18 protein-coding genes and 1 pseudogene are annotated in these 24,032 nt (G+C 62.0%); 12 read left to right on the top strand and 7 right to left on the bottom strand.

What is annotated here, in order from left to right; all coding sequences use genetic code 11:
- On the top strand, positions 1 to 496 hold a 496-nt coding region (locus BM228_RS29875; RefSeq protein WP_139234264.1), incomplete at its 5' end, for a transposase.
- Positions 497 to 839: 343 nt separating this feature from the next.
- Here the strand turns inward: BM228_RS29875 and BM228_RS29870 are convergent.
- Together BM228_RS29870 and BM228_RS29865 are read right to left on the bottom strand one after the other, a co-directional pair.
- Positions 840 to 3,473 carry a bifunctional diguanylate cyclase/phosphodiesterase gene (locus tag BM228_RS29870; RefSeq protein WP_167367868.1) on the bottom strand — a complete coding sequence of 878 codons (2,634 nt, stop codon included), beginning with the start codon at positions 3,471 to 3,473 and terminating at the stop codon, positions 840 to 842.
- A gap of 883 nt (positions 3,474 to 4,356) precedes the next feature.
- Positions 4,357 to 5,262 carry a helix-turn-helix domain-containing protein gene (locus BM228_RS29865; protein ID WP_092046384.1) on the bottom strand — a complete coding sequence of 302 codons (906 nt, stop codon included), beginning with the start codon at positions 5,260 to 5,262 and terminating at the stop codon, positions 4,357 to 4,359.
- A gap of 251 nt (positions 5,263 to 5,513) precedes the next feature.
- Between BM228_RS29865 and BM228_RS29860 the strand changes: the two genes are divergently transcribed.
- The 3 genes from BM228_RS29860 to BM228_RS29850 are packed head-to-tail and all read left to right on the top strand — an operon-like array spanning position 5,514 to position 8,565.
- A complete protein-coding gene (locus tag BM228_RS29860) occupies positions 5,514 to 6,668 on the top strand; it encodes an NADH:flavin oxidoreductase/NADH oxidase (RefSeq protein ID WP_092046382.1) in 1,155 nt (384 codons plus the stop codon).
- A gap of 45 nt (positions 6,669 to 6,713) precedes the next feature.
- A complete protein-coding gene (locus tag BM228_RS29855; protein ID WP_092046381.1) occupies positions 6,714 to 6,968 on the top strand; it encodes a DUF485 domain-containing protein in 255 nt (84 codons plus the stop codon).
- Positions 6,969 to 6,981: 13 nt separating this feature from the next.
- Complete coding sequence (locus BM228_RS29850) at positions 6,982 to 8,565, top strand: sodium:solute symporter family transporter (protein ID WP_092046379.1); 1,584 nt, start codon at positions 6,982 to 6,984, stop codon at positions 8,563 to 8,565.
- A 628-nt stretch (positions 8,566 to 9,193) separates the two neighbouring features.
- On the opposite strand, the gene BM228_RS29845 is transcribed toward BM228_RS29850, so the two are convergent.
- The 3 genes from BM228_RS29845 to BM228_RS34210 all read right to left on the bottom strand — a co-directional run bounded on the left by BM228_RS29845 (position 9,194) and on the right by BM228_RS34210 (position 12,281).
- The gene (locus BM228_RS29845; RefSeq protein WP_425285021.1) at positions 9,194 to 10,816 is read right to left on the bottom strand and encodes an arylsulfatase; all 1,623 of its coding nucleotides are present in this window, start codon (positions 10,814 to 10,816) and stop codon (positions 9,194 to 9,196) included.
- Between the two features lie 68 nt (positions 10,817 to 10,884).
- Positions 10,885 to 11,808: a formylglycine-generating enzyme family protein gene (locus BM228_RS29840; RefSeq protein WP_092046389.1), complete on the bottom strand. Its 924-nt coding sequence runs from the start codon at positions 11,806 to 11,808 to the stop codon at positions 10,885 to 10,887.
- A gap of 182 nt (positions 11,809 to 11,990) precedes the next feature.
- On the bottom strand, positions 11,991 to 12,281 hold the full coding sequence (locus BM228_RS34210) for a hypothetical protein (RefSeq protein WP_139234263.1): 291 nt from the start codon (positions 12,279 to 12,281) through the stop codon (positions 11,991 to 11,993).
- 497 nt (positions 12,282 to 12,778) lie between these two features.
- Between BM228_RS34210 and BM228_RS29835 the strand changes: the two genes are divergently transcribed.
- The gene (locus tag BM228_RS29835; protein ID WP_092046376.1) at positions 12,779 to 13,801 is read left to right on the top strand and encodes a SphA family protein; all 1,023 of its coding nucleotides are present in this window, start codon (positions 12,779 to 12,781) and stop codon (positions 13,799 to 13,801) included.
- A 494-nt stretch (positions 13,802 to 14,295) separates the two neighbouring features.
- Positions 14,296 to 15,300, top strand: a complete 1,005-nt coding sequence (locus BM228_RS29830) for an ABC transporter substrate-binding protein (RefSeq protein WP_092046375.1) — start codon at positions 14,296 to 14,298, stop codon at positions 15,298 to 15,300.
- A 241-nt stretch (positions 15,301 to 15,541) separates the two neighbouring features.
- Here BM228_RS29830 and BM228_RS29825 read toward each other — a convergent pair whose 3' ends face one another.
- Positions 15,542 to 16,246 carry a GntR family transcriptional regulator gene (locus BM228_RS29825; protein ID WP_092046373.1) on the bottom strand — a complete coding sequence of 235 codons (705 nt, stop codon included), beginning with the start codon at positions 16,244 to 16,246 and terminating at the stop codon, positions 15,542 to 15,544.
- Between the two features lie 154 nt (positions 16,247 to 16,400).
- Between BM228_RS29825 and BM228_RS29820 the strand changes: the two genes are divergently transcribed.
- From BM228_RS29820 to pyk, 3 genes are all read left to right on the top strand, one after another.
- Positions 16,401 to 17,702 carry an MFS transporter gene (locus BM228_RS29820; protein ID WP_092046371.1) on the top strand — a complete coding sequence of 434 codons (1,302 nt, stop codon included), beginning with the start codon at positions 16,401 to 16,403 and terminating at the stop codon, positions 17,700 to 17,702.
- Positions 17,703 to 17,727: 25 nt separating this feature from the next.
- Positions 17,728 to 18,804: a tartrate dehydrogenase gene (locus BM228_RS29815; protein ID WP_092046370.1), complete on the top strand. Its 1,077-nt coding sequence runs from the start codon at positions 17,728 to 17,730 to the stop codon at positions 18,802 to 18,804.
- A 156-nt stretch (positions 18,805 to 18,960) separates the two neighbouring features.
- Positions 18,961 to 20,373, top strand: a complete 1,413-nt coding sequence (pyk, locus tag BM228_RS29805; RefSeq protein WP_092046366.1) for a pyruvate kinase — start codon at positions 18,961 to 18,963, stop codon at positions 20,371 to 20,373.
- Between the two features lie 167 nt (positions 20,374 to 20,540).
- Here the strand turns inward: pyk and BM228_RS29800 are convergent, their stop codons facing one another.
- Positions 20,541 to 21,470 (bottom strand): NmrA/HSCARG family protein, encoded by a 930-nt coding sequence (locus tag BM228_RS29800; RefSeq protein ID WP_092046364.1) that lies wholly within the window; start codon positions 21,468 to 21,470, stop codon positions 20,541 to 20,543.
- A 122-nt stretch (positions 21,471 to 21,592) separates the two neighbouring features.
- Here BM228_RS29800 and BM228_RS29795 point away from each other — a divergent pair, with 122 nt between their 5' ends.
- From BM228_RS29795 to BM228_RS29785, 3 genes and pseudogenes are all read left to right on the top strand, one after another.
- Positions 21,593 to 22,228 (top strand): TetR/AcrR family transcriptional regulator, encoded by a 636-nt coding sequence (locus BM228_RS29795; protein WP_092046363.1) that lies wholly within the window; start codon positions 21,593 to 21,595, stop codon positions 22,226 to 22,228.
- A gap of 390 nt (positions 22,229 to 22,618) precedes the next feature.
- Positions 22,619 to 23,710: pseudogene (locus BM228_RS29790) on the top strand (B12-binding domain-containing radical SAM protein); the annotation flags it as partial.
- Between the two features lie 66 nt (positions 23,711 to 23,776).
- The coding region (locus tag BM228_RS29785; protein ID WP_139234262.1) for a transposase at positions 23,777 to 24,032 on the top strand (256 nt) is incomplete at its 3' end.

Raw genomic sequence — 24,032 nt, 5'->3', positions numbered from 1 at the left:
CATCGCGGTAACGCTGCCCAAGCCGCTGACCTCGGGCGCCAAGGCGGAGGGGCGCTTCGGCAAACAGGACTTCGTCTACGAGCCGGAGGCGGATGCCTATCGGTGTCCAGCCGGCGAGCGGCTCTCTTACCGCTACACGAACGTGGAGGGTGGGTTGACGCTGCGCCGCTACTGGACGACGGCCTGTCAGGGTTGCGCGATCAAGGCACGCTGCACGCCGGCCAAGGAGCGGCGGGTGACCCGCTGGGAGCACGAGGCGGTCCTGGAAGCCGTGCAGCGCCGGCTCGATGCAGACCCGCACGCGATGCGCACGCGCCGGCAGACGGTCGAGCACGTGTTCGGGACGCTCAAGGATTGGATGGGGGCGACCCACTTCCGGATGCGCAGGTTGAAGAACGTGGCTACCGAGATGAGCCTGCAAGTCCTGGCCTACAACATGAAGCGGGTGATCGCGATCCTCGGCACCGGGCCACTCCTCACCGCCCTGCGGGCGTGAGGGACCGCAGTCCCGCGCGCGTCATCGCCGCTCCGCGCCGACACACCACACCGCGTTCTCACACAGCCTCCACCTTAAGCGGTCATAGGCCCCTGCTTCGTAGACGCCCCAACCCGGACGTGGAGCCTCCACGAATCTGCCGCGAAGCGGACCTTCCGTAGGGTTTGAAGGGTTGTGAAGAGCCGCAAATTTTGGTCGTTGAAAGGCGTATCCAAGTCGCCCCAACGTTCGGGATGGCAACAACAGAATGGAAAAAAGGCCACTCCCGAAGGAGCGGCCCAAGTCAGGGAGGAAACGCCCACAAGTGGGCTGCACGGTGTTGAGACGTGCGCCGCAGCAACTTTTATGCACTGCGGCGGTTCCATAATGAATTATGCAGGTGATGGTCGACTGATCGACGGCGGGTGTCTATGCGTTCTGGGCGACCGAACAGATACCCCTGAAGCTCATCGCATCCCTCATCGACCAGGAAATCGCGCTCCTCGTCAGTTTCAATCCCCTCGGCGAGCACCGTGATACCCAAGGCGTGACCGAGGGCGATGGCGGCGCGCATGACGGCGACGCCCTGGCTGCCATTCGACAGGTTCCGCACAAAGGTCTGGTCGATCTTGATCTTGTCGAACGGGAAGCAACGCATGTAGTTCAACGAAGAGTATCCGGTACCGAAATCGTCCATCACGATGGACACGCCCATCCGGTGCAAAGCCTTCAGGATCTCCAGGTTCGTCAGGTCGTCCCGAAGAAGCACGCTTTCGGTGATCTCGAGCTCCAGCAGCTTCGCCGGCAGGCCCGAGCACGCAAGTGCGCGTTCGACCACGGCGACGAGCTCCTTTTCCCGGAACTGCACCGCCGAGAGATTCACGGCCACACGCAGGCCGGGCAGCCAACCGGCGGCGTCCTCGCAGGCGTGGTGTAAGACCCACGAGCCGATCTCGTGGATGAGGCCGATCTCTTCGCAAATCGGAATGAACTCGGCGGGCGGGACGAGGCCGCGCGTGGGATGGCGCCAGCGCAACAGCGCCTCATACCCGATCACCGCGCGGCTCGCCGCTTCGACGATGGGTTGGTAGTGCAGCTCGAGCTGCCCCTTCTCCAGAGCGCAGCCGAGATCCGTCTCCAGCCGCCGCCGTTCACGGTTCTCGCATTCCATCTGCGGTTGGTAGAGGCACCATGTGCGCCTGCCGGAGGCCTTGGCTCGGTAGAGGGCGATGTCGGCGTTGCGCAGTAACGTTTCGGACGAGCCGTCCGCCACGTCCACCAGCGCCACTCCGATGCTCGTCCCGATCGAGAGATGGACGCCCTCGATGACGAATGGAATTCCGAGCGCGGAGACGATGCATTCGGCCAGTCGAACGGCATCCCCCTCTTCGTCCCGCCCGAACCGCACGACGGCGAACTCATCGCCGCCGAGGCGCGCCAGGACGTCGGGGTCGTCAATCAAAGCCGAGAGCCGCACCGCGACCGCCCGCAACAGTGCATCGCCGAGGGGATGGCCATGGACGTCGTTCACCTGTTTGAAGCCGTCCAGGTCGAGCAGGAGGAGTGCGCCGCTATCCATCGAAGTGCGCCCGCGTTCGGCCAGCAGCCGACCGGTGGCTTCCTGCAGCAGGACGCGGTTCGGCAACCCGGTCAACGCATCGTGATGCGCCATGTGGGTGATCATGGCCTGGGCGCGGTGCCGTTCCGTGATGTCCTCGAAAGTGCAGACGATGCCGCCATTCGGCACGGTTGCAGTGGTCACGCCGACGATGCGGCCGTCGGTCAGATCGCAGACCAGCGCCGCCGAGCGGCTCTCCCTCGCACTGGCGGCGAGGACATCCGACAGTCGATCTCCCTCGGCCTTCGTCATGGAGGCGATGATCTGACGGAGCAGGACATCGAGATGGCTGCCTGCTTCGCGTAGGATGGGAGGGATGTCGAACAGCTCGGTCATGCGGGCGTTCAGGACGACGAGCCTGCTCTCGTGGTTGAGCAGCAGAACCCCCTGGCTCATGCTGTCCAAAGCGGTCCCGAACCGGGCGTACTCATCCCGCAGGCGGCGGTCCGCCGATGCCCTTTCCTCGGCTGCAGCCTGCGCCGCGCTGGACGAAGCGAGACGCTCTTGGGCACGAAGCTGCGCCTTGGCGATCCTGACGATGAAGAACACGCCGCCGACGAGCAGCGCCACCGTCGCGGTCAAGGGCAGGGTCTGCGCCCGCCATGGGGTCAGCGTCGCCGAGATGGTGCGGCTCGTGCCCATGATGATCGGATAATGCTCCATGAGCTGGGCCGCGACGATCCGATCCTGCCCGTCGATCGGTGTCGTCATGCGTTCCACGCCGGAGGTCGGACGTTCCGCCCCTTCGACCCGCATCCATTTGAGCGGCGGGACCTTGCGTCCGATCGCGCCGGGCGGACGCGGATGGCGTGCCAGCATGGTCAGATCCGTGTGGACGAACGAGATGACGTCGGCCTCGTCGGGGGAGACCCTGGCATAAAGCCGCTCGAAGTAGCGCAGGTCTACGGCTCCAATCATGTAGCCGACCGAACGGCCGTCGGTGTCGAGGATGCGGTGGGCAACGATCAGATCCAGGCCCGAACCGTCCGGCCTAGCCGTACCGGCGACGATGATCTTCCGTCCGGCGGGATCCCGGCCGAGATCTTCGAGAAAAGAAGGACGGGACAATTCGTCGTCCGCGGGCCGGTCGATCGAGGAGTTGATCGTTCTGCCCTGGAGGTCGACGATAGATATCTCCTTGACCTGGGGTAAGGCCGAGACGCTGGCACGAAGCTTGTCGTGCATGGCCGTGCTCGAGCCAAGCGACGCGAGCGAGCGATCGGCCGACGAACGAGCGCTGGAAAGCTCCCTCGCCACGTCCAGCTGAATGACCTCCATCGCCTGCATTGACCTGTCAGCCTGCTCGGAAAGCAGGGTCGTGAGACTAACAAGGCTTCGCTCGGTGCCGCGGATCTCCAGGTCGTAGAGCTTCCGCGCCACTAGGATCCCGGCTCCGGTCAGGACGATGGCAAGGACGATGCCTGCAGTCGTAAGCCACGTTGCGGACAAGGTCGGATGTCGTGGTAATCGGATCGATCGACGCTCTATGGAGGATCCTCGTAACGTCCAAGTCGAGTGCATGTCCGCTTAGCGTCCGTCTAGGCAGTCGTTGGACACAAGCTCGACGAAGCGCCTTGCTATCCGTGCGGCTTCACCTTGGCATCCCGAAGTTGAAACGGTGTGAACGGCGTCGCCTCTCGGGCAGGGCTAGGATACCGAGCCCTTAGAGAGTCGCGACTAGGCAAGCGACCGCCGACTCGCTGCTGACGCGATCGCTCCGGACGCTAGTACAGCCATCGTTACACTCAACTCCCAGAGCGCAGCCCCCACCGGGGTCGGTGGTCAGCATCCCGCGTCGCACGCAAGGAGCATTGATGCCGTCGTCCGGTTTTCCGGATGCGGCCAAGGCGGAGGCGCGCTGGATGGCAAGGTCGGAGATCTCTGACGTGGGCAGAATACGGCCAGTAATTACAACCTAGGACTGTATGCGGGCTTCCTTTTTGCCATCGGTGCGTCTGAAAGCGCACCGGCAAAAATTCACCCCTCTGATGCGCTCGAGCGAGCACCGCGGGGCGGCAGATGCCGGCGGAAAGCCGCCGGTCCGCTTCGGTGCCGGTCAGCCGGAAAAGCAGATGGTCCTTTAGCGACCCAACCCGGCCGCCCCGACTGTCATCAGCACGTCTCCAAAGCGGCCGTCCAGGAACACGGGTTCTGATTGACGTCCGACCTTCGGCGCTACGGCCGAAACCGAACGGTTGACGGAGCCTCTTCGATTTAGCCGGGACGGAACGACCGCCATCTCGCGACCAAGTTTAAAAAATTTCTAAAAACGCCGGTGGGACCTATAATCTTTCGGAGTCAATCCAGTAATGCGTCGAAAGGCCGTTGCTAGATGGCTTTGACTTGAGAACCCCGTATCGAATGCGATCGACGTGATAGCTAAGTCAGTGGAAAGCAACATGACCTTGGCTCGCTCGATACGTCGGGAGAGGACGTACTGATGCACGGTCGTTCCCCATTGCCTGAGGCACGCGCGGGACAGCGTGCGGGGGGATACACCAACTTCGGTCGCCAGGGCTTCCAGTGAGAGATCCTCCGCGATCCGGTCTTCGATCACATCGCGGAGGCGCCATATCTCGCAGCGATCGGGCGCATCCATGGCAGGCATCGTGCGTGCCGACCGTCCGTTGGCCGTGTAGGCCCGCACGAGGCGGACCACCATAGCGTGGACGAGTTCCTCGACGTAGAGCGCTGAAGACGGATCGGGCTCCTCTCGCAGGATCTGCAAGATCGCCAGCGCCAGCTGTTCGAGAAGCGGATCAGACGTCCCAAGGGGGATGTCCAGCTCGACCTGCTGCGCGGTCGCACTCCACATCTGGCGCGCAGTGTCGTCGATTAACCCTTGGCGAAGATGCATCGCCAGCATCTCTGAACGGCCCCGTCTTTGCCATTCGCTCTGGTCTAGGGCCGGGATGAGGTGGAATTGCCGGGGACGCAACGTGCTCGTCTCGGTTGTGCCCCCGCGCCCGATTCGCCGACGGATTTGAGCCGGCCTGTTGACGCAGTAGCCGAGGCAGGGATTGCCGACAGGATCGAGCGTCCCGGTCCAAGGCTCGACGGCGACGTGCTGCGCATGGATGTCCTTCCAGCCTCGTCCCGTGCTGCGAGCTAACGTGACATTCTTCGGCCAGGAGCCGATGTCGCGCGTCTGCATTGTCGCAATCGTCATGTCCGACCTCTTACTCCATACCCCACCGTTCCCTCGCTGAACGCTGTCTGGGATCTGTTCAAAATCGGCGTGAATCTGGAACGACGTTGTCCGAAGCTACGGGCAATATAGGGACCAATCAAATCATAAATGGCGGGCGTTGCAGCGTTCGACTGCACTATGCGCAATTTGATTGGCTTATTTTCGAGCATGTAGCTCGCTTCTCCAGCAGAACGTCTTGTTGGATGCAGGGGGCGTGAAGAGAGATCGCGATGTCCTCATTGTTCAGCGAACTCAAAGTCCGTGATGTCACCCTGCGCAACCGTATCGCGGTCTCGCCGATGACGCAGTTCTCGTCACCCGACGGGCTCGTGAACGATTGGCATCTGGCGCATCTCGGCTCTAAGGCGGTGGGCGGCGCGGCCATGGTCGTGGTCGAGCAAGCGGCCGTCGCGCCCGAGGGCCGGATGTCCACCCAATGCGCGGGCATCTGGAACGACGCGCAGGGCGAGGCGCTAGCGCGAATCGCCCGGTTCGTCTCGTCCGTCGGCTCGGTGCCGGGCATCCAGCTCGGCCATACGGGACGGCGCGGCTGCGTCGAGCCGCCTTGGAAGGGCGGCGGCCACTTGCCGGACGATCACCCCGAACAGTGGGAGGTGATCGGTCCCTCTGCCGAGGCGTTCGGCGGGAACATGCCGCGCGTGCCGAAGGCGATGACCCATGAGGACATCCGCACGGTGACCCGCCAATACGCCGACGCCGCCCGACGCGCTCGGGAGGCCGGGTTCCGGTGGTTGGAGATCCACTGCGCCCACGGCTTCCTCCTGTCGAGCTTCTTCTCGCCGCTCGCCAACAAGCGCACCGACGAATACGGCGGCGACTTCGCCGGCCGCAGCCGTCTCCTCGTGGAGGTCTGCGAGGCCGTGCGGTCGGAATGGCCCGAGCGCCTGCCACTCTCGATGCGCTTCGGCGTGACCGAGTTCGCCCCCGGCGGACAGACGGTGGACGAATCGGTGGAACTCGCCCGCCTCCTCGCCCCCCGCGGCCTCGACCTCGTGGACGTCTCCTTCGGCGGCAACACGGGCCGCGCCCAGACGCCCTGGGACGAGGAGGGCTTTATGGTTCCAGCGGCGAGGCGCATCCGCGAGGAGGCTGGCGTTCTCGCGGCCGCGAACTGGAACCTCGCCGATCCGGTCTACGCCGATGCGATCGTCAAGGACGGGCATGTCGATCTCGTCATGCTCGGCCGCCCAATGCTCGCGAACCCGCACTGGCCGGTCTACGCAGCCATGGTGCTCGGTGAGGAGCGCCCCTACGACATGCTGCCGGTCCAGTTCAGCACTTGGCTCAACAAGTATCAGCGCAGCCGCGTCAACAACGGATTCGGTCGCATCGTGACCGATAACACACAGAAAGTCGCCGAATAAGCTTCATTCTTTTTGTAAGATCTGTCACCAACCGAGGATCGACCCATGTCAACAGACAGACCCACGCCGAACAACGACCTGCCGCAGGCCCGGCTCGGCTGGATCATGGCCCTCATCCAGACCCTGATCTACGGCACCTTCGTGGGGACCTTCATCGTCTCCCCGGCGACGATGACCCGGCCCATTGCGCCGGGCATGGCCGTGACGGTGGCGACCGTTGGCGGCCTCCTCGTCATCCTGTCGACGATGGTGCTGACGGGGCTCTACGTCCTGACGGCCAACCGCCTCACCGCGCGCTAAGGAGCCCGAGGTCATGCGCAGATTCCTGCTACCCGCCCTTCCCCTCCTGGCCGCCGCGACGCCGGCCTACGCCGCCGGGTCCGACGGCGTGAACGTCACCGCCGTGACGATGTTCATCGCCATCGTCCTCGTGACGCTCGGCATCACCTACTGGGCCGCGCGGCGCGCCACCTCGGCGGACCAGTTCTACGCGGCCGGGGGGCAGATCTCCGGCTTCCAGAACGGTGTCGCGCTGGCGGGCGATCTCGTCTCGGCGGGCGCCCTGCTCGGTCTCGCCGGGTTGATCTGCTCCTCGGGCTTCGATGGGCTGATCTTCGCCGTGGGCTATGCCACCGGCCTCCCCTTCGTGGTGTTCCTAGTGGCGGAGCGCCTGCGGAAGCTCGGCCGCTATACGGTGGCCGACGTCCTCTCCACCCGGCTGTCGGAGACGCCGATCCGCATCTTCACGGCGGTGGCGACGCTCATCATCGTGATGTTCTACCTCATCGCCCAGATGGTCGGGGCGGGGCAGTTGATCCGACTCCTGTTCGGGCTCGATTACCTCTACGCGCAGATCTTCGTGGGCGCGCTGATGATCTGCTACGTCATGTTCGGCGGGATGGTCGCAACGACCTGGGTGCAGATCATCAAGGCGATGCTGCTACTTACCGCAGGCTTCGCAATCTCGCTCCTCGTGCTGGCGAGGTTCGGCTTCGACTATAACGCTCTGGTGGCCAAGGCGCTCGCCGTGCATCCGCGCCACGAGGCGATCATGATGCCCCAGGTCTATTCGGGCAGCGTCTGGCAGTCGGTCTCGCTGGGCATGACCCTGATGCTCGGCACCTCAGGCCTTCCGCATGTGCTGATGCGCTTCTTCACCGTGCCGGATGCCCGCGCCGCCCGTGTCTCGGTGTTCTGGGCGGTGATGTGCCAGAGCGGGTTCTTCGCCCTGATCTTCGTCCTCGGCTTCGGGGCGTTGGCGATCGTCGCGGGCGATCCGGCCTACCTCGACGCGAAGGGTGCGATCCGCGGCGGCGGCAACATGGCGACGATCCACCTCGCTCACGCGCTCGGCGGCGATACGCTCATGGGCCTCGTCTCGGCGGTGGCCTTCGCCACGATCCTTGCGGTGGTGGCGGGGCTGACCCTGACCGGCGCCTCGGCGGTCTCCCACGATCTCTATGCCCGCATCATCGGCCGGGGCCGGGCGACGGAGCGGAGCGAGATCCGGGTGTCGCGCATGGCGACGGTCGGGCTCGGCATTCTGTCGGTTCTGCTCGGCATCGCCTTCCAAACGCAGAATGTGGCCTACATGATCAGCCTCGCCTACGCGGTGAGCTGTGCCTCGACTCTGCCGCTGTTGATCCTGGCCCTGTACTGGAACGGCCTGACGACGCGTGGGGCCCTCGCAGGCGGCGTGACCGGCCTCGTCCTGGCGCTGACGCTGACGGTCCTGGGGCCGCCGGTCTGGGTGAAGGTGCTCGGAAATGCCTCACCGATCTTTCCGATCGATCCGCCCACGATCGTGACGATGCCTTTGGCATTCCTGACGGCATTCCTCGTCTCGGTGTTGGACCGGAAGTCGGTGCCGGAGGCAGCAATGCCTTCTGCAATTTAGCCTCCTGATCGCGAGGCCCTGCAACTTACACTGTTGCGGGGCCCGGTTGCACTTCTGGACGGTCAGCCGCAGCCAAGATTATGAGGTGATAAACACCAGCTGGCCGGCCACTTGGAAGCTTCGCTTATTCTGTCTCCAAATATCATCCTGCGCTTAAGCGCGTTGCGCGGACTGGCTCTATTTAACAGTTGTGGAAAGCCGATCTAAAAGCGCGGAAGGTAGCCGGAAAATCGACTTTGCTTTCACTCACTTTCAAGGTGTGGCCCTAGGCCTGTGAATTATTGTGAGCACGCGATAGCAATGGGTGAATGTTACAAAGTCATAATTCGCGCCGCGTAATCCCGGGCGTGGGTGGACCCTCTATCTGCCGGAGCCGAGCGTCCGCTTCACAGTTCCATCGACTGTAAAGCGGACGGGCCGTTTTCCACCCAACCTAGCCGTTCAGTCGCGCCAGCCAGCAAGGCCGGAAGTGGCCGAAAACGGAACAGCCGCTTTGGAGAAGGCCCGCCGGAAAAAGCGGACGGCCTCCTACCGACCCAACCCGGCCGCCCGAAGCGCTCGCGCCGCATCTCGAAAGCGGTCATTCGTCAGCCGTCCGGCCGTTTCGGCTTTGGGAGGTGATTCGTCATCACTTCGCCATCGCCGCCCTGGCTGCTTGGATCTTCGCCTTGACCGCTTCCAAGTTGAAGCTCGCGCCCTTCTGCATCGGCGGGAACTCAACGGCCGTCATAGCAAGCTTCTCCACCTCCTGCTGCACGAAGGTGAAGCGCCAGAACTCATATAGAAACCAGTTCATGTAATTTTGTGTGCCGATCTTCGTGCCACTGTCGGGCCAGCCTGTACGCTCAAACGGGTCAAGCCGAAGATTCGTAATGTATGGCACATCCGGTTTGGTCTTGTCCCCAAGCCAACCTGCGGGTTGATCGATAAAACGATATTTATAATCCCCAATCCGCACCGCTCCAAGTTCACTCTCGCCGAAGTACCAGATCTCATTACGCTTCGACGGCCCCTTCCCGGTGATCAGATCCATCTGATTATAGCCGTCAAGATGTACCTTATAATTCTCGTCGCCAATCTTCTTGCCTCGTTTCAGTTCTTCACCAATGTCGGCGTTGCCGGCTGCAGCGACCAAGGTCGGGAACCAGTCGAGGCCGGAAATGACGCCGTTCTGGACCTGCCCGGCGGGCACTTTGCCGGGCCACCGAATCATCGCCGGCGCCCGGAAGCCACCCTCCATAACGGTGCCCTTCGACTGCGCGAACGGTGTTTGTCCGCCATCCGGCCAAGTAAAAACCTCGGTGCCGTTGTCGGTGGTGAAGACGACGAGGGTGTTGTCGTCCACACCCAGGTCGGCCAGCTTCTTCATCACCGCCCCGACGACGTCGTCGAGCTGCGCCATGCCGGCCTCATGGATGGTCCAGCCGTTCTTCGAGTTGCGCAGGGCTTGATATTGCGGTGACAGGTGGGTGGTGACGTGCATCCGGGTCGGATTGAGCCACACGAAGAAGGGCTTGCCGTCGGCCTTGGCCCGGTCGATGAAGCCGAGCGCCAAGTCGCGGATCTCGTCGTCCACCGTCTCCATCCGCTTGGGATAGAGGGGTCCGGCATCCTCGATCCTCTGCTTGCCGACGACGCCCCAGCGCGGATCGTCGGTGGAATCCACCACGTTCGTCGCCCAGGAATGAATCATGTTGCGCGGACCGACCTGACCCAGCAGCTCTTGCGGGTAGCCGGGGTGGGCTGGGTCTTCCATCGCGTCGAGATGGTAGAGGTAACCAAAGAACTCGTCGAAGCCGTGCACGGTGGGCAGGAACTCGTTCTTATCCCCGAGGTGGTTCTTGCCGAATTGCCCAGTCGCGTAGCCCATCCCCTTCAACACGGTGGCGATGGTTACAGCCTCGGCGGGCAATCCGACGGAGGCGCCGGCTTGGCCAACCGTGGTCATGCCGGTCCGGATCGGCAACTCGCCGGTGATGAAGGCCGCGCGCCCGGCCGTGCAGCTCGCCTCGGCGTAGTAGTCGGTAAACAGCATGCCCTCGGAGGCCAGCCGGTCGAGGTGCGGCGTCCGTCCCGCCATCATGCCACGATGATAGGCTCCGATGTTCCAGATGCCGATGTCGTCGCCCATGATGACGATGATGTTTGGCTTCTGCCCCGCCGACGTTGTCAGCTGCTGAGCGTGAGCGGTCTCTGTTGCTTTCAATGTCAGTCCGGCGGCCGCCAAGAGCGAAGTGCCCGCCAAGAGCATGTTGCGACGACTGAGTAAGCTTTCTGGCGCGGAGTTCGTTCGATCCGCTTGGTGCGCGTCATCGTGCGTCATGACTGAAGCCCCTCTCTCAGGACACACCTGAAGCCGACATGGCTCATGGAGGTATCGACGGGCTGGGCGTGCCGCGCCGCCGGCCGATAGCGGCGGCAGTAGTTCGGCGCGCATAGGTGGGAGCCGCCCTTCACGACCTTGCAGGGGATTGGAACCTGCGGATTGCGGGGGTCGAAGCTCTCCTCCTCGCGCCCGCCATGGGGATTCCGAGGAATGCAACAGGCCTTCGAGGCATCAACCGGATGCGTCGGCCCGTACCAATCGGACGTCCACTCCCAGACATTGCCGATCATGTCGACGAGACCGTAGCCGTTCGGGGGGAACGAGCCGACCGGCGTCGTGCGCTTGGAGGCGTCCGGGGCGGTATTGAGGTGTGGGAAATCGCCTTGCCACGTGTTGGCCATCAGGCGCCCGGCAGGCGTAAATTCTTCGCCCCAAGCGTACTCGGCACCATCGAGTCCGCCGCGGGCCGCGAACTCCCATGCGGCCTCGGTCGGCAGAGCTTTACCGGCCCACGCAGAGTAAGCCTCGGCGTCGCGTAGCGCGACGTGCACGACCGGATGATCGTCGAGGCCCTTGATTGAACTGCCGGGACCGTAGGGATGCCGCCAGTTCGCACCCCGCAGAAAAGTCCACCATCGAGTCCAGTCGCGCCTGTCGCCGGGCTCACGCGGCGGATAGAAGGTGAGCGAGCCGGCGTAGAGCATGTTCGGCCGCGCTCCCGGATAGTCCTTCGGCTCCGGAAGGCTTTCCGCTACTGTTCGATATCCGGTCGCGCGAACGAACGCCTTGAAGCTCCTGTTGGTGACGGGTGCCTCGTCGATCCAGAAGCCGTCTACGCTAACGAGGTGTGCGGGCGCTTCTTCAGGATAATGGCTATCCGACCCCATACGGAACGTTCCGCTCGGGATCCGCATCATCCCATGCATCTTGTGCGATAGCTCTGGACTGAGTCGCCCAAACGCGAAGGAAGTAGCGTCTGACATCTCTCATTCCTAAACTTAGCTCATGAAGTCATATCTATTACACACTAACGCGGCGACCACCGCACTGATGCAGCGGGCCGGGAGAAAGATCGAGTTATAAAATTTATATAATGATATTACATCTGCAGGCAGGTCAATAAAGCAACATAGCTTGGTGGCCCACCGATACTCACTTCCTGAACGCATTCGCTTCGACGGTTCTCTTTGAAGCCCGGCCATTGCTGTTCAAGCTGTGTGCGAGCCAGCGTCTCGTCGTGTATGCAGCCCTTATCGGTAGTCTGGACGCTCTGACCGAGTGAAGGCGCCTCACCACAGACCGCCTTGATGTTGAAGCGCGGCACCTCCTCAGCTTTTACGGCCGTTGCAGCAAGAAATAGCCACAACATAGAGTATGATATCTTCAACATCTGCTGCCTATCCAGGGTACGATGCTGCAGAAAGCGTTCGACAAATCGGTAGGACGATCAGATCGCTCTGGTACCCACGATGATTATTGCGAATTCGAAAGCCGCGCCTGAGATCCTTGGACCCTACAGCTGCCAAGCGCGCCCCGCCGAAGCCAATGCCAACGTTGGATAGATTTGGTCTGCGGACTAATCAGAGTGGACAGATGCGACTTATTTAGCACGAACCCGCGACAAGTTAATTAAAATCGCGTCAATGAACTCGACAAAATAGTCCTGACACTGATTTTTGTAACGTTCTTATCTGCTGCTATACTACTACAAGACATACCGAATATTATAGCGTAGGACCGTTTTCATCACAGTCTGTGTCTCAAATTTACATCATATTCTAGTACGTAACCGCAGACGCTGCGAACGAACGCTTGATAGCGATTGTAGGCTATGTCAGTTTTGCTTCAAAATCAAGCGACTCAATTCGAATATTGGGAGCTGACGCGATGCGAAACGTCGGAATGGTAAGCCAATGTGCTGCGGCAGCTTTGCTAGGCGCCTTTGCCTGTGTCGCAACCGAGCGAGTCCAAGCAGCTGAATATGCGCAGGGCATCTACGTGCTCGGCACGCGCGGCCCGCTGGCCGGGGTGATTCCCCCGCCCGGCTTCTATTTCGAGAGCGAGACCTACTTCTATCAAGGCGATCTTGGAGGAAACCGTGTGTTCCAAGGCGGCGGTGTCGTAGCTGCGAACGTCAAGATCAACTTGAACGCGGAGTTCGCGTCGCCGATCTGGATCACACCGGTCGAGATCCTGGGTGGCAATCTCGGCTTTGCCATCACCATTCCGTTCGGGACGCCCGACGTCGCAGCCGGGGCTGTGCTGTCTTCGCCGCGCATCGACCGCATCATCGCTGGACGCGAGCAGGACGCTATCTTCAACGTCGGCGATATATATCTATCATCGTTCGTGGGCTGGCATTCCGGCAATTTCCACTGGACCGCGACGGCGCTCGGCGTTGTCCCCTCCGGTTCGTTCGAAAATGGACAGTTGTCCAACATTGCGCTCAATCGACCTGCGCTCGATTTGAGCGGCGCGCTCACCTACCTCGATCCGGTCCTTGGTTATGAACTCTCGATCGCGCCCGGCATCACGTTCAACTGGATCAATCCTGCGACACGGTACCTGACCGGCACCGAATTTCACCTGGAGTGGTCAGCATCGAAGTACCTGAGCAAGGATTTGTCGGTGGGCCTTGTTGGCTACTTCTACGATCAGCTTACGGCGGACAGCGGCTCAGGCGACAGGATCGGCCCCTTCAAGGGACGAGTCCTATCGCTAGGCGGCCAGATAAATTACACCCTTCACGCTGGCGAGATCCCGATCTCGACGGGCGTCCGGGTCTATCGCGAACTCGACGTCAAGAACCGGTTTCAAGGTACCGCGACTTACCTGACCATTTCTGCCCCGATCTGGGTGGCGCCGCCCAAGGCAGCCGCGGAGGTGAAGTCGGTGGTTGCGAAGTATTAAATAGTAAGATTTCCTTCATACACGCTCCTGGTGGTCGCTCAGCATCATCCGATACAATGCTACGCGGCATGCTGCCTACCAAACAGGGGCTTGCTGAAGGTCCGCTTCTTATATTTCGCTGCCGAAAGCGAAGGGACAGCTTGCAGCCAGCTGCAGCCGAAGCCAGCCCACCGGACTGCCTGGAAGCGGACCTTTCGGCCTTCTGCAAAGGGTGGGGAGCGAACCCTGGCCTTCTATCCGGAAGCGGAAGTTCCGTCTCCGATCCGTAGCAGCTACGCTGAAATCACCAAATTGCTGCTGAAAGTTGCCGTAAATCGGCTATCATTCTGATTGGCGCGCGGTAGCCCGGACTGATAATACCTCATGACAAGGATGGGCTACCATCGACTACAAAACCTACGTATACTGCATCGCATTGGACGAAAATTGAGAAGCACTATCCATGATTAGTGCAATCACTTGTGAATTAACTGCAGTAGAATGGGTCGCTTGGTATGAAACGTCTTCATAAAAATCTCGGTCTGAGCCGAAGAGCATTTGTTGGCGTCTTTCTGAGTGGTTCAATCTTATCGAAAGCTGTCGCCCAAGCGCAAAAGCGTCGTATTGCTTGGGTTACTAGCAAGACGTCGACTGCAGACGCATCTCGCGTGGAACCCTTTCGAGCAGCTCTACTAGCAAAAGGTTGGACTGAAGGAAAGAATATAGATATTCTATGGAGTTTCGCAGGAGACAAGAATGACGATATAGATGCGGCGATCGAAGAAGCGATTTCGCAGAAACCCGATGTTATAGTGGCGGAAACGACTGGGATAATTGTTAAGTTGAAGCGCCTGAAAGAAAAATCCGCTATCGTGTCTTTGTCGGCAGGCAGTCTCGAAGGCGCTGATCTAATAGACAGTATCAATAAACCCGGTCGGAATGTGACCGGCAATCAAATGTTGTCTGCGGATCTCATATTCAAGAGAGCCGAATTAATAAAAGAACTTCTTCCAAACGCGACCGCAATGGTATTTTTGGAGCCTTTAACTCCAGCAGCACTAATGCAGCGATCTTATGTCGATACGGCAGCGCTTGCCGCCGAGAGATACGGCCTAAAATTCAAAAAGCTTTCAGTCCGAAATCCGGACGAAATCGAAGAATTATATCGAATGCTGTCGGCGGACAGGTCGCAAGTCGTTCTGGTTCCTTCTAATCCTCTGACGGTAAATAACGCTAAATCAATTGTAAACTCATCAATTCGCCATCAAATAATATCAATTTACGAAATAATAGCCTTCGTAAAAGTTGGTGGGCTGATATCGTACGGCCCTAATAGAGATAAGTTTCCATTGGTCGCCGCTGATTACGTCGATAGAATTTTGCATGGAGTTTCCCCGGGCGATTTGCCTATATACCAGTCTTCAGATTACGAAATGGCGCTTAATATGAACACTGCTCGCGAACTTGGGGTGCAAATACCACATAATATCTTAGCTAGAGCATTGGAAATAATTGATTAAATGTCCCGGCATTATTTTGACTGCTTCGCTCCGATACTTCTGGAAACATGATTTGGTGAAGTTGGACGATAATGTCAGCTTCGATGCGTGACCGCTTGGGGGCGGACCACCTCCCGTCCCAGTCGTAGGTTTTCGCCTCTCCGAGCAGCCTGCAAGCAGACGTTGCGATCTTCTGCAATGGGTGGGGAGCGGACCCTGACCCTTCGCCTCAAAGCGGACGCCGAGGGCCTCTACGCCTTGCCTACAGATGTTTCAGGCCGAAGCTTTCCAGCAGCGGAAGAAGCTCATCCCGTGCACGCGAGCGATGGCGGTAGGCCTGTTCCTGCGCTGACGCGGCATTGCCTATGCGGATCGCCTGGATGATCTGCTCATGCTCCGCCACTGAAGCACCCAGCTCACGCCGAAGCTTGAGCGTCAGCATACGAGCGCGGTGCGCTTGGTCGGTGATCGTCTGATTGATCCGGATCATGCGGCCGTTCCCGGCTCGCTCGACGAGGGTGCGATGGAAGCACTCGTCCGCATGGCCCCAGCCTGCAAGGTCACCGGCCTCCCGTGCCGCCGCCATGATGGTCGTGTGCGCGGCGAGTTCCGTCGCCGCAACCCCGCGTTCGGCCTCCGGCATCTCCGCAAGCAGTGCCGCCGCGCGTCCCTCAATGGCGATGACGACGTCGTAGATCTCCCGCATGTCCGCTGGCGCTAACGCGCAGATGATGATGCCCTTTCGGGGTAGGATCCGGACGAGGCCGTCTTCCTGAAGGCGAATGGCCGCTTCGTGGACGGGCGTGCGGCTCATGCCAAGGCGCAGCGCAATTTCCTGCTCGGACGCCTGATACCCGGGCGGGAAGCGCGACTCTCGGATCTCCTCCTTCATCGCCGCGTAGGCGTCATCGACGAGGGACGGGCGCCGATCCGCCTCGTCCAGCTTCTCAACGCGCATCCGAGTCATTTGCAACCCCACTTATGCTGCCGATCTACCAGCTTCCATGGAAGCTGCAATGGAGGATTGACAGCGCAAACCGGAATATCTTACCTAATTCCACCTTGCATGGAAGTTGGCACTTAAGACTGATTCGCTTGCAGGTGCTTCCCAGGAGGAAACGATGGATCGCTCGCTTGAGCAGGCGACCATGCGCAAAGTCGCATGGCGCCTGGTCCCCTTTATCTGCTTGCTCTACTTCATCGCCTTCATCGACCGCGTGAACATCGGCTTCGCCGCGCTGACGATGAACAAGGATCTCGGCTTCTCCTCGTCCGTGTTCGGGTTCGGAGCGGGCGTGTTCTTCGTCGGCTACTTCCTGTTCGAGGTGCCCTCGAACATCATCCTCGACAAGGTCGGCGCCCGAATCTGGATCGCCCGCGTGATGATCACCTGGGGGCTGATCTCGGGAGGCTTCGCCTTCATCACGGGCGAGACCAGCTTCTACGTCATGCGATTTCTATTGGGCGCGGCGGAGGCCGGCTTCTTTCCCGGCATCATCCTCTACCTGAGCTACTGGTTCCCTGTCCGCTACCGCGCCGGCGTCGTCTCGCTGTTCATGGCGGCCGCTCCCGTCTCGGTGATGCTCGGCTCGCCGCTGTCGAGCGCGCTCCTTGCGATGGACGGCATCCTGGGACTGCACGGATGGCAATGGATGTTCATCATCGAGGCGATTCCCGCGGTCATCCTCGGCGTCGTCGTGCTGTTCTACATGACGGACCGGCCAGAGAAGGCGAAGTGGCTCACCGACGGCCAGCGCGGCTGGCTCGTCGCCGAGATGAACGCCGAGCGTGCCTCTAAGCAGGTGGCGGCCAAGCACAGCCTGATGAGCGGCCTCGCCGATCCCCGGGTGCTCGCCCTCGCCCTCGTCTACTTCGGCACTTCGGCGGGCCTCTACACCCTCGGCATCTGGTCACCACAGATCATCAAGGGGTTCGGTCTGTCGACGATGGAGGTCGGCTTGCTCAACGCCGTGCCGCCGACGTTGGCCGTCATCGCCATGATCCTGTGGGCCCGCCATTCCGACAAGACCGGCGAGCGCACCTGGCACGTGTTCATCGCCTGCCTCGTGGCAGCCGCCGGCCTGATGCTGGCCGGTGGCGCCTCTTCGGTGATCGCCGTCATCGCCGCGCTCAGCCTCGTCAACATCGGGATCAGCGCGGCCAAGCCGCCGCTCTGGGCCATGCCGACGATGTTCCTGTCCGGTTCAGCCGCGGCGGTGGGCATCGCCACCATTAATTCCATCGGCAATCTCGGCGGTTTCGCTGGGCCCTGGGTGATCGGCTGGATCAAGGACCGGACCGGGAGCTTCACCGGCGGCCTGATCTTCGTGGCGACCCTCCTCGTCATCTCGGCCGTCGTCACCCTTCTCGTCGCCCGCTCCGGGCGGCGCGCTGAACACACCCGCGCCACCACGGCGCACTGATTTCCCACGTCGAAGGACAGATCCCATGAAGACCTACAACATTGCCGCCATCCCCGCCGACGGAATCGGCGTCGAAGTCATCGCCGCCGGTATCGAGGTGCTCGACGTCCTGGCCGAGAAGAACGGCTCGTTCTCCTTCAAGTTCGACCACTTCGACTGGGGCTCGGACTACTACAAGAAGCACGGTGTGATGATGCCCGCCGACGGGCGCGACCAGATCCGCAACCACGACGCGATCTTCTTCGGGGCGGTCGGCGCTCCAGATGTCCCGGACCACATCACGCTCTGGGGCCTGCGCCTCGCCATCTGCCAGCCCTTCGACCAGTACGCCAACGTCCGTCCGACCCGCATTCTGCCCGGCATCACCAGCCCCCTGCGCCACGTCTCCGGGCCGGAGCTCGACTGGGTGATCGTGCGCGAGAACTCCGAGGGCGAATATGCCGGCGTCGGCGGTCGCGTGCACCAGGGCCACCCCAACGAGGTGGCCACCGATGTCTCGATGATGACCCGCTCGGGCGTCGACCGGATCATCCGGTTCGCCTTCAAGCTCGCTCAGTCGCGTCCGCGCAAGCTCCTCACCGTCGTGACGAAGTCGAACGCCCAGCGCCACGCCATGGTGATGTGGGACGAGATCGCCGCGGAGGTCGCAGCCGACTTCCCTGACGTGACCTGGGACAAGATGCTGGTCGACGCCATGACCATGCGCATGACGATGAAGCCCCAGACCCTGGACACCATCGTCGCCACCAACCTGCACGCCGACATCCTCTCGGATTTGGCCGCCGCGCTCGCCGGCTCGCTCGGCATCGCGCCGACCGCCAACCTCAACCCGGAGCGCACCTATCCGTCGATGTTCGAGCCGATCCACGGCTCGGCCTTCGACATCACCGGCAAGGGCATCGCCAATCCGATCGCGACGTTCTGGACCGCGTGCCAGATGCTGGAGCACCTCGGCGAGAAGCCGGCGGCCGACCGGCTGATGCGCGCGGTGGAGCGGGTCACCGCCGACCCAAGCCTGCACACACCCGACCTTGGCGGCAACGCGACCACCCGTCAGGTGACGGATGCGGTGATCGCCGCCATCAACGGCGACAACGAGTAGGGTCGGCGCAAGGCCCCGAAGCGACCCGCAGGCACCCTCGTGCCCTGCGGGTCCCCCGGGACGTTGCCCCGGGGGACCCTGATCGCGAGGATGTCCGCGCGATCCGACTGTCCGACCCCCGTTCCGAGAAGGCGGTCGCCCGCGGCCGAGACGTCCATGCGCCGCTTCCGTCACGCCAAGATCGTCGCCACCGTCGGCCCCGCCAGCGCGTCGCCCGAGATGCTGCGCCTGCTTTTCCTGGCCGGGGTCGACACCTTCCGCCTCAACTTCAGCCACGGTACGCAGGACGACCACGCGAAGGTCCATGCAGCGGTCCGCTCGCTGGAGGCGGATGCCGGCCGGCCCATCGGCATCCTGCAGGATCTGCAAGGGCCCAAGATCCGCGTCGGCACGCTGGCGGGCGGACGCCTCGACCTCGTCGCCGGCGAGACCGTGCGCTTCGTGTTGGAGGGGGGCGAGGGCGACAAACAGGCGATCCCGCTGCAGCACCCCGAGATCTTCGAGGCCGTTATCCCCGGCCAGGACCTCCTCATCGATGACGGGCGCATCCGCGTCCGCGTCGGCGGCGTCGAGGACGGCGCAATCACCGCCGAGGTCGTCACCGGTGGTCCAATCTCAAACCGCAAGGGCGTGAACCTGCCCGGCACGCTCCTCGACCTCTCGCCGCTCACCGCCAAGGACCGGGCCGACCTCGCCTTCGGGCTCGAACTCGGGGTGGATTGGGTGGCGCTCTCCTTCGTACAGAAGCCCTCCGACGTGATCGAGGCGCGCGGCCTCATCGGCGACCGAGCCGGCATCATGTCGAAGATCGAGAAGCCCCAGGCCCTTGAGCGCATCGACGACATCATCCGCCTGTCGGATGCCGTGATGGTGGCGCGCGGCGACCTCGGCGTCGAGATCCCGCACGAGGACGTACCCGGTCGCCAGAAAGAGCTCATCCGAGCCTGCCGCCTCGCGGTGAAGCCCGTGGTGGTGGCGACCCAGATGCTCGACTCCATGGTCGGCGCGCCGGCCCCCACGCGGGCCGAGGCCTCCGACGTCGCGACGGCAATCTATGACGGCGCCGACGCGGTGATGCTATCGGCGGAATCCGCCACGGGCCTCTATCCTGTCGAGGCCGTCTCGACGATGGACCGCATCATCCGCAGTGTGGAGGGGCATAAGCTCTACCGCTCGATCATCGCCGCCTCGCAACCTGCCGAAGAGGAAACGCCGCCCCACGCCGTCGCCACGGCGACGGCGGTGCTCGCCGAGGGGGTGCAGGCCCGTGCCATCGTTGCCTACACCACGAGCGGTACGACCGCCGCACGGGTGGCGCGCAAGCGTCCGGCTGTGCCGATCCTGGCCCTTACCCCGAGCCGGGAGACCTCGCGGCGCCTGAGCCTACTCTGGGGTACGCACAGCGTCCAAACGGACGATGTCGATTCCTACGAGGAGATGACGGAGAATGCCGCGCGGCACGCGCGCGACGAGGGCTTTGCCAAGCCGAACGACATGATCGTGGCAGCTGCCGGCATCCCGTTCCATACGGTCGGCAACACCAACAACATCCGCGTCATTCAAGTCTGAATGATCGCGTCCAGCGTCGACATTCAGTATCGACCGTCCACTCGATTGGGGGGAGCGGACGGATCGGCCCCGACCCGTGTAGGTCATCGGTCCTGGCTGCCCCCGCTCCCCCCGAAGCGGACACGCCGGACCTGACCTCCAAGGGTCGGTCAGGACTGCGCGAGCGCTCAGCCGAGGACGAACTTGTCGCGGTTCTGCTGAATGAACTGGTCGAGCGTGGTCAGCGGCACGCCCCAGCTACGGACGGCATCGAGGTCGACCTTGTAGCCCTCGACGTTGTTCCAGGACTCGTGCTTGTAGCCCAGCTCACCATAAGGCGACGACGCGAGCACCTCTTCTTTCGACAAGGTGACGGCTGAAACCGGCTTCCCCGTGGCCTCTGTGATCTTGGCGGCGACCTCGGGCATCGTGAAGATTTCCGCTGCGAGGTCGATCTCGTGACCGTGGAAGCGCTCCGGATCGGCGAAGGCCGCCGCTGCGAACGCGCCGATGTCCTGCGCCGCGATCCAGTCCATGCCGGTGTCCGCAGCGATCGCGGTCTCGAACCGGCCACGTTCGCGGAGCGAGGGATACATGACATCCGCCATCGGCGGCACGATGTCCTCCATGATCATGGCTGGCTTCAGGATCGTCCAATGGCGGAAGCCCTGCGTCTTGACCATGTCGTTCACTGCCGACTTGTTGTTCCAGTACAGCGGCTCCCAGCGTCCCTCATCCCAGCCGACGAAATTCTTCTGATCGCCCGCCCTGGCGACGGAGGTGTGGACGACGGTGTCCACCCCTGCGCGATGAGCTGCTTCGATCAGCGCTCTACCGGTCACGATCTCGGTCTCCGGGTCTCCGGGATGCGATCCCATCTGCACCGAGAAGACGCCCCCGATCCCGGCCATCGCGGTATCGAGACTGGCGGGATCGTTGAAGTCGCCCTTCACGACCTCCACGCCGTGCGCCGCCAGGGCCTGTCCCGCGGCCGAAGCGGGATCGCGCGTCAGGGCACGGACGGGGCGCCCAGCCTGCAACAACGCGCGGACGACGGAACCACCTTGCTTGCCGGTGGCACCGGCCACGAGGATGGGGCGGACAGCGGTATTTGACATAAAAAACCTTTCGGGGCGTGTCCGCGCGCTCTGCGCCGGGGTAGTGCCGACCGAAGGATGGGACCGCCCATTACGAAACGCAATGGTTTCGGTACGGTGTATTTTCGTATAGCTGGATCCATATGAACGCCATGGACGATCAGGCTCACAGTCATCAGCGTCGCCTGCCGCCGGCCGACCGTGGGCGTGCCCAAGACAGGAGCCGCGACGATCTCATCATCGGGGCAGCCCTCGGGCTGCTCGGCGAGAAGGGGTACCACGGCCTGACGATGACCGACGTGGCCGCACGAGCGGGGGTGTCAAAGGCGACGCTGTATCGGCGTTGGACGGCGAAGGCGGATCTCGTGGCCGACGCCGTCGCCACACTGAGCCCAATGGCGACGCCGTGCTATCCCGGCACGTCGCTGCGCGACGATCTTCTCGCATTGATGGTGCAGGCCGGCCATTGCGACGACCGTCCCGAGATCGTCACAGCGACGATGGAGATGGCGCGGTCGCATCCCGACCTTTATCGGACCCTGTCCGAGCGCTTCAGACTGTTCGTTCGGGCCGAGCTGGACAACCTCGCCCGGCGCGCTGCCGACGCGGGACACGCGCCCTTGTCGGAGGCGGAACTCGACGCCTTGAGCGACACGGCCGTCGCGCTCCTGGCCCATAACGCCGGACCAGCTGGCGTATCGGTCCCGCGAGAACGTCTGATCAGTCTCGTCGATCATGTTCTGCTGGTCTTGCTGACGCGGGCCCGTGCCGCGGGATAGGCGATCTGACCGCCACGCTGCAGCCTTTCGCGTTCGTGGCCTCGGACCTGCCGGTCGGCGATCCACCCGACCCAGCAGCAGTCTCGGTTTCACCGACCAGCCTGAAAGCGGACCTTTCGAGGGGCTGCAACGGGTCGGGAGCGGTCCCCGCAGCTATGTCTGCTTCAATGCATCCGCCTTCCGGAAGCGGACGGGCAGGAAACCACCCTGAGCCGCCATTCGGCTACCGACCCATCCCGGTCGCTCATTAGGCTTGTGGAAAATCCCGAAAGCAGCCGCTCGCCCCCCACCCTATGACAGGGCTGAGAGGTGCGTGTTGCGGACCGTTTGCCCTTTATTTCCGATGCATCGCCAATGGTCGATCGACAGAGTTTGCCGAAGGGCCCAAGCTTGAAGATTGTCCTGGCAAACGTGCCACATCCGGCCATCGGCAGCCGCATCCCCAAGGAGCAGCTACCTCCATTAGGCCTGCTCTGCGTAGGTGGCCCACTGATTGATGACGGCCACGCTGTCGAGTTGATCGATGCGGAGCTGGGTCCGATGGCTCTGGAGGACCTCACCGCGACGATTATTGCGCGGAGACCAGACGCGGTCTTGTTCGGTCATTCGGGTTCGTCGTCGGGTCACCCTATTATCGCTCAAGTTTCCGCGATCGTTGCTCAAGCTCTGCCCGATGTCGCGATCATCTACGGCGGCGTTCATCCGACCTATTTTTGGCGAGAGATCCTCGCGCGCGAGCCACATGTGCGTGCAATTGTACGAGGAGAAGGCGAAGAGACTATAAGACGCCTCGTAAGAGCTATTCATCTAGGTCATGCTTTGCATGACATCGATGGAATCGCGTACATCCGCGACGGTGAGCCTGTCGCGACCCGTGCTGCAAGCGTCATCACCGACCTTGACGCTTATCGGATCGGATGGGAGCTCATAGACCATGCGAATTATAGCTATTGGGGTGGCAAGCGCGCCGTTGTAATTCAGTTTTCTCGCGGCTGTCCGCATCTATGCAACTACTGTGGTCAACGTGGCTTCTGGACGCGTTGGCGTCATCGCGACCCTGTGCGGCTTGCGAAAGAAATAGCGCGCCTGCATCGTGAATATGGTGTCGAGGTTTTTAATTTTGCCGATGAAAATCCAAGCGCCGGTCGCAAGCCCTGGCGTGCCTTCCTCGAAGCCCTAATAAAAGAAAATATCTCTATCACTTTGGTAGGCTCTACCCGCGCCGACGACATCGTACGCGATGCCGACATTCTCCATCTCTATAAGAGGGCCGGTTTCGAACGCTTCCTCATGGGTATGGAAAATACCGATGAGGCGACACTGAAACTGATCCGGAAGGGTGGCGCAATAGCCAGTGACCGCGAGGCCATTCGCCTCCTGCGGCAGCATGGCATCCTTTCGATGGCAACGTGGGTCGCAGGCTTCGATGATCAGACCGACTTAGATCTTTTGCGCGGGCTTCGACAGCTTATCTCTTACGACTGACCGGCCCCCTTGGGAGTGGTCCGCCCTGAAGTATGGCTTTTGAGCCGACAGAGGACGGAACCGATGGCCCAACGACCCAAGCCCGAGGAGATCGTGAGCAAGCTGCGTCAGGTCGACGTGCTGGTCTCACAAGGACAGAGCGTTGCCGCGTCGATCAGGGCGATCGGCGTGACCGAGGTGACGTACTATCGCTGGCGCAAGGAGTACGGCAGCCTGAAGTCGGATCAAGTGAAGCGGATGAAGGATCTTGAGACGGAGAACCAACGTCTCAGGAAAGCTATTGCCGACTTAACACTGGACAAGCTGATCTTGCAGGAGG

Origin of the sequence: Methylobacterium pseudosasicola (assembly GCF_900114535.1) — a bacterium.
Lineage (GTDB): Bacteria > Pseudomonadota > Alphaproteobacteria > Rhizobiales > Beijerinckiaceae > Methylobacterium > Methylobacterium pseudosasicola.
Note: the sequence above shows the minus strand (reverse complement) of the source record. Positions and strands in the feature narration are given on the sequence as shown.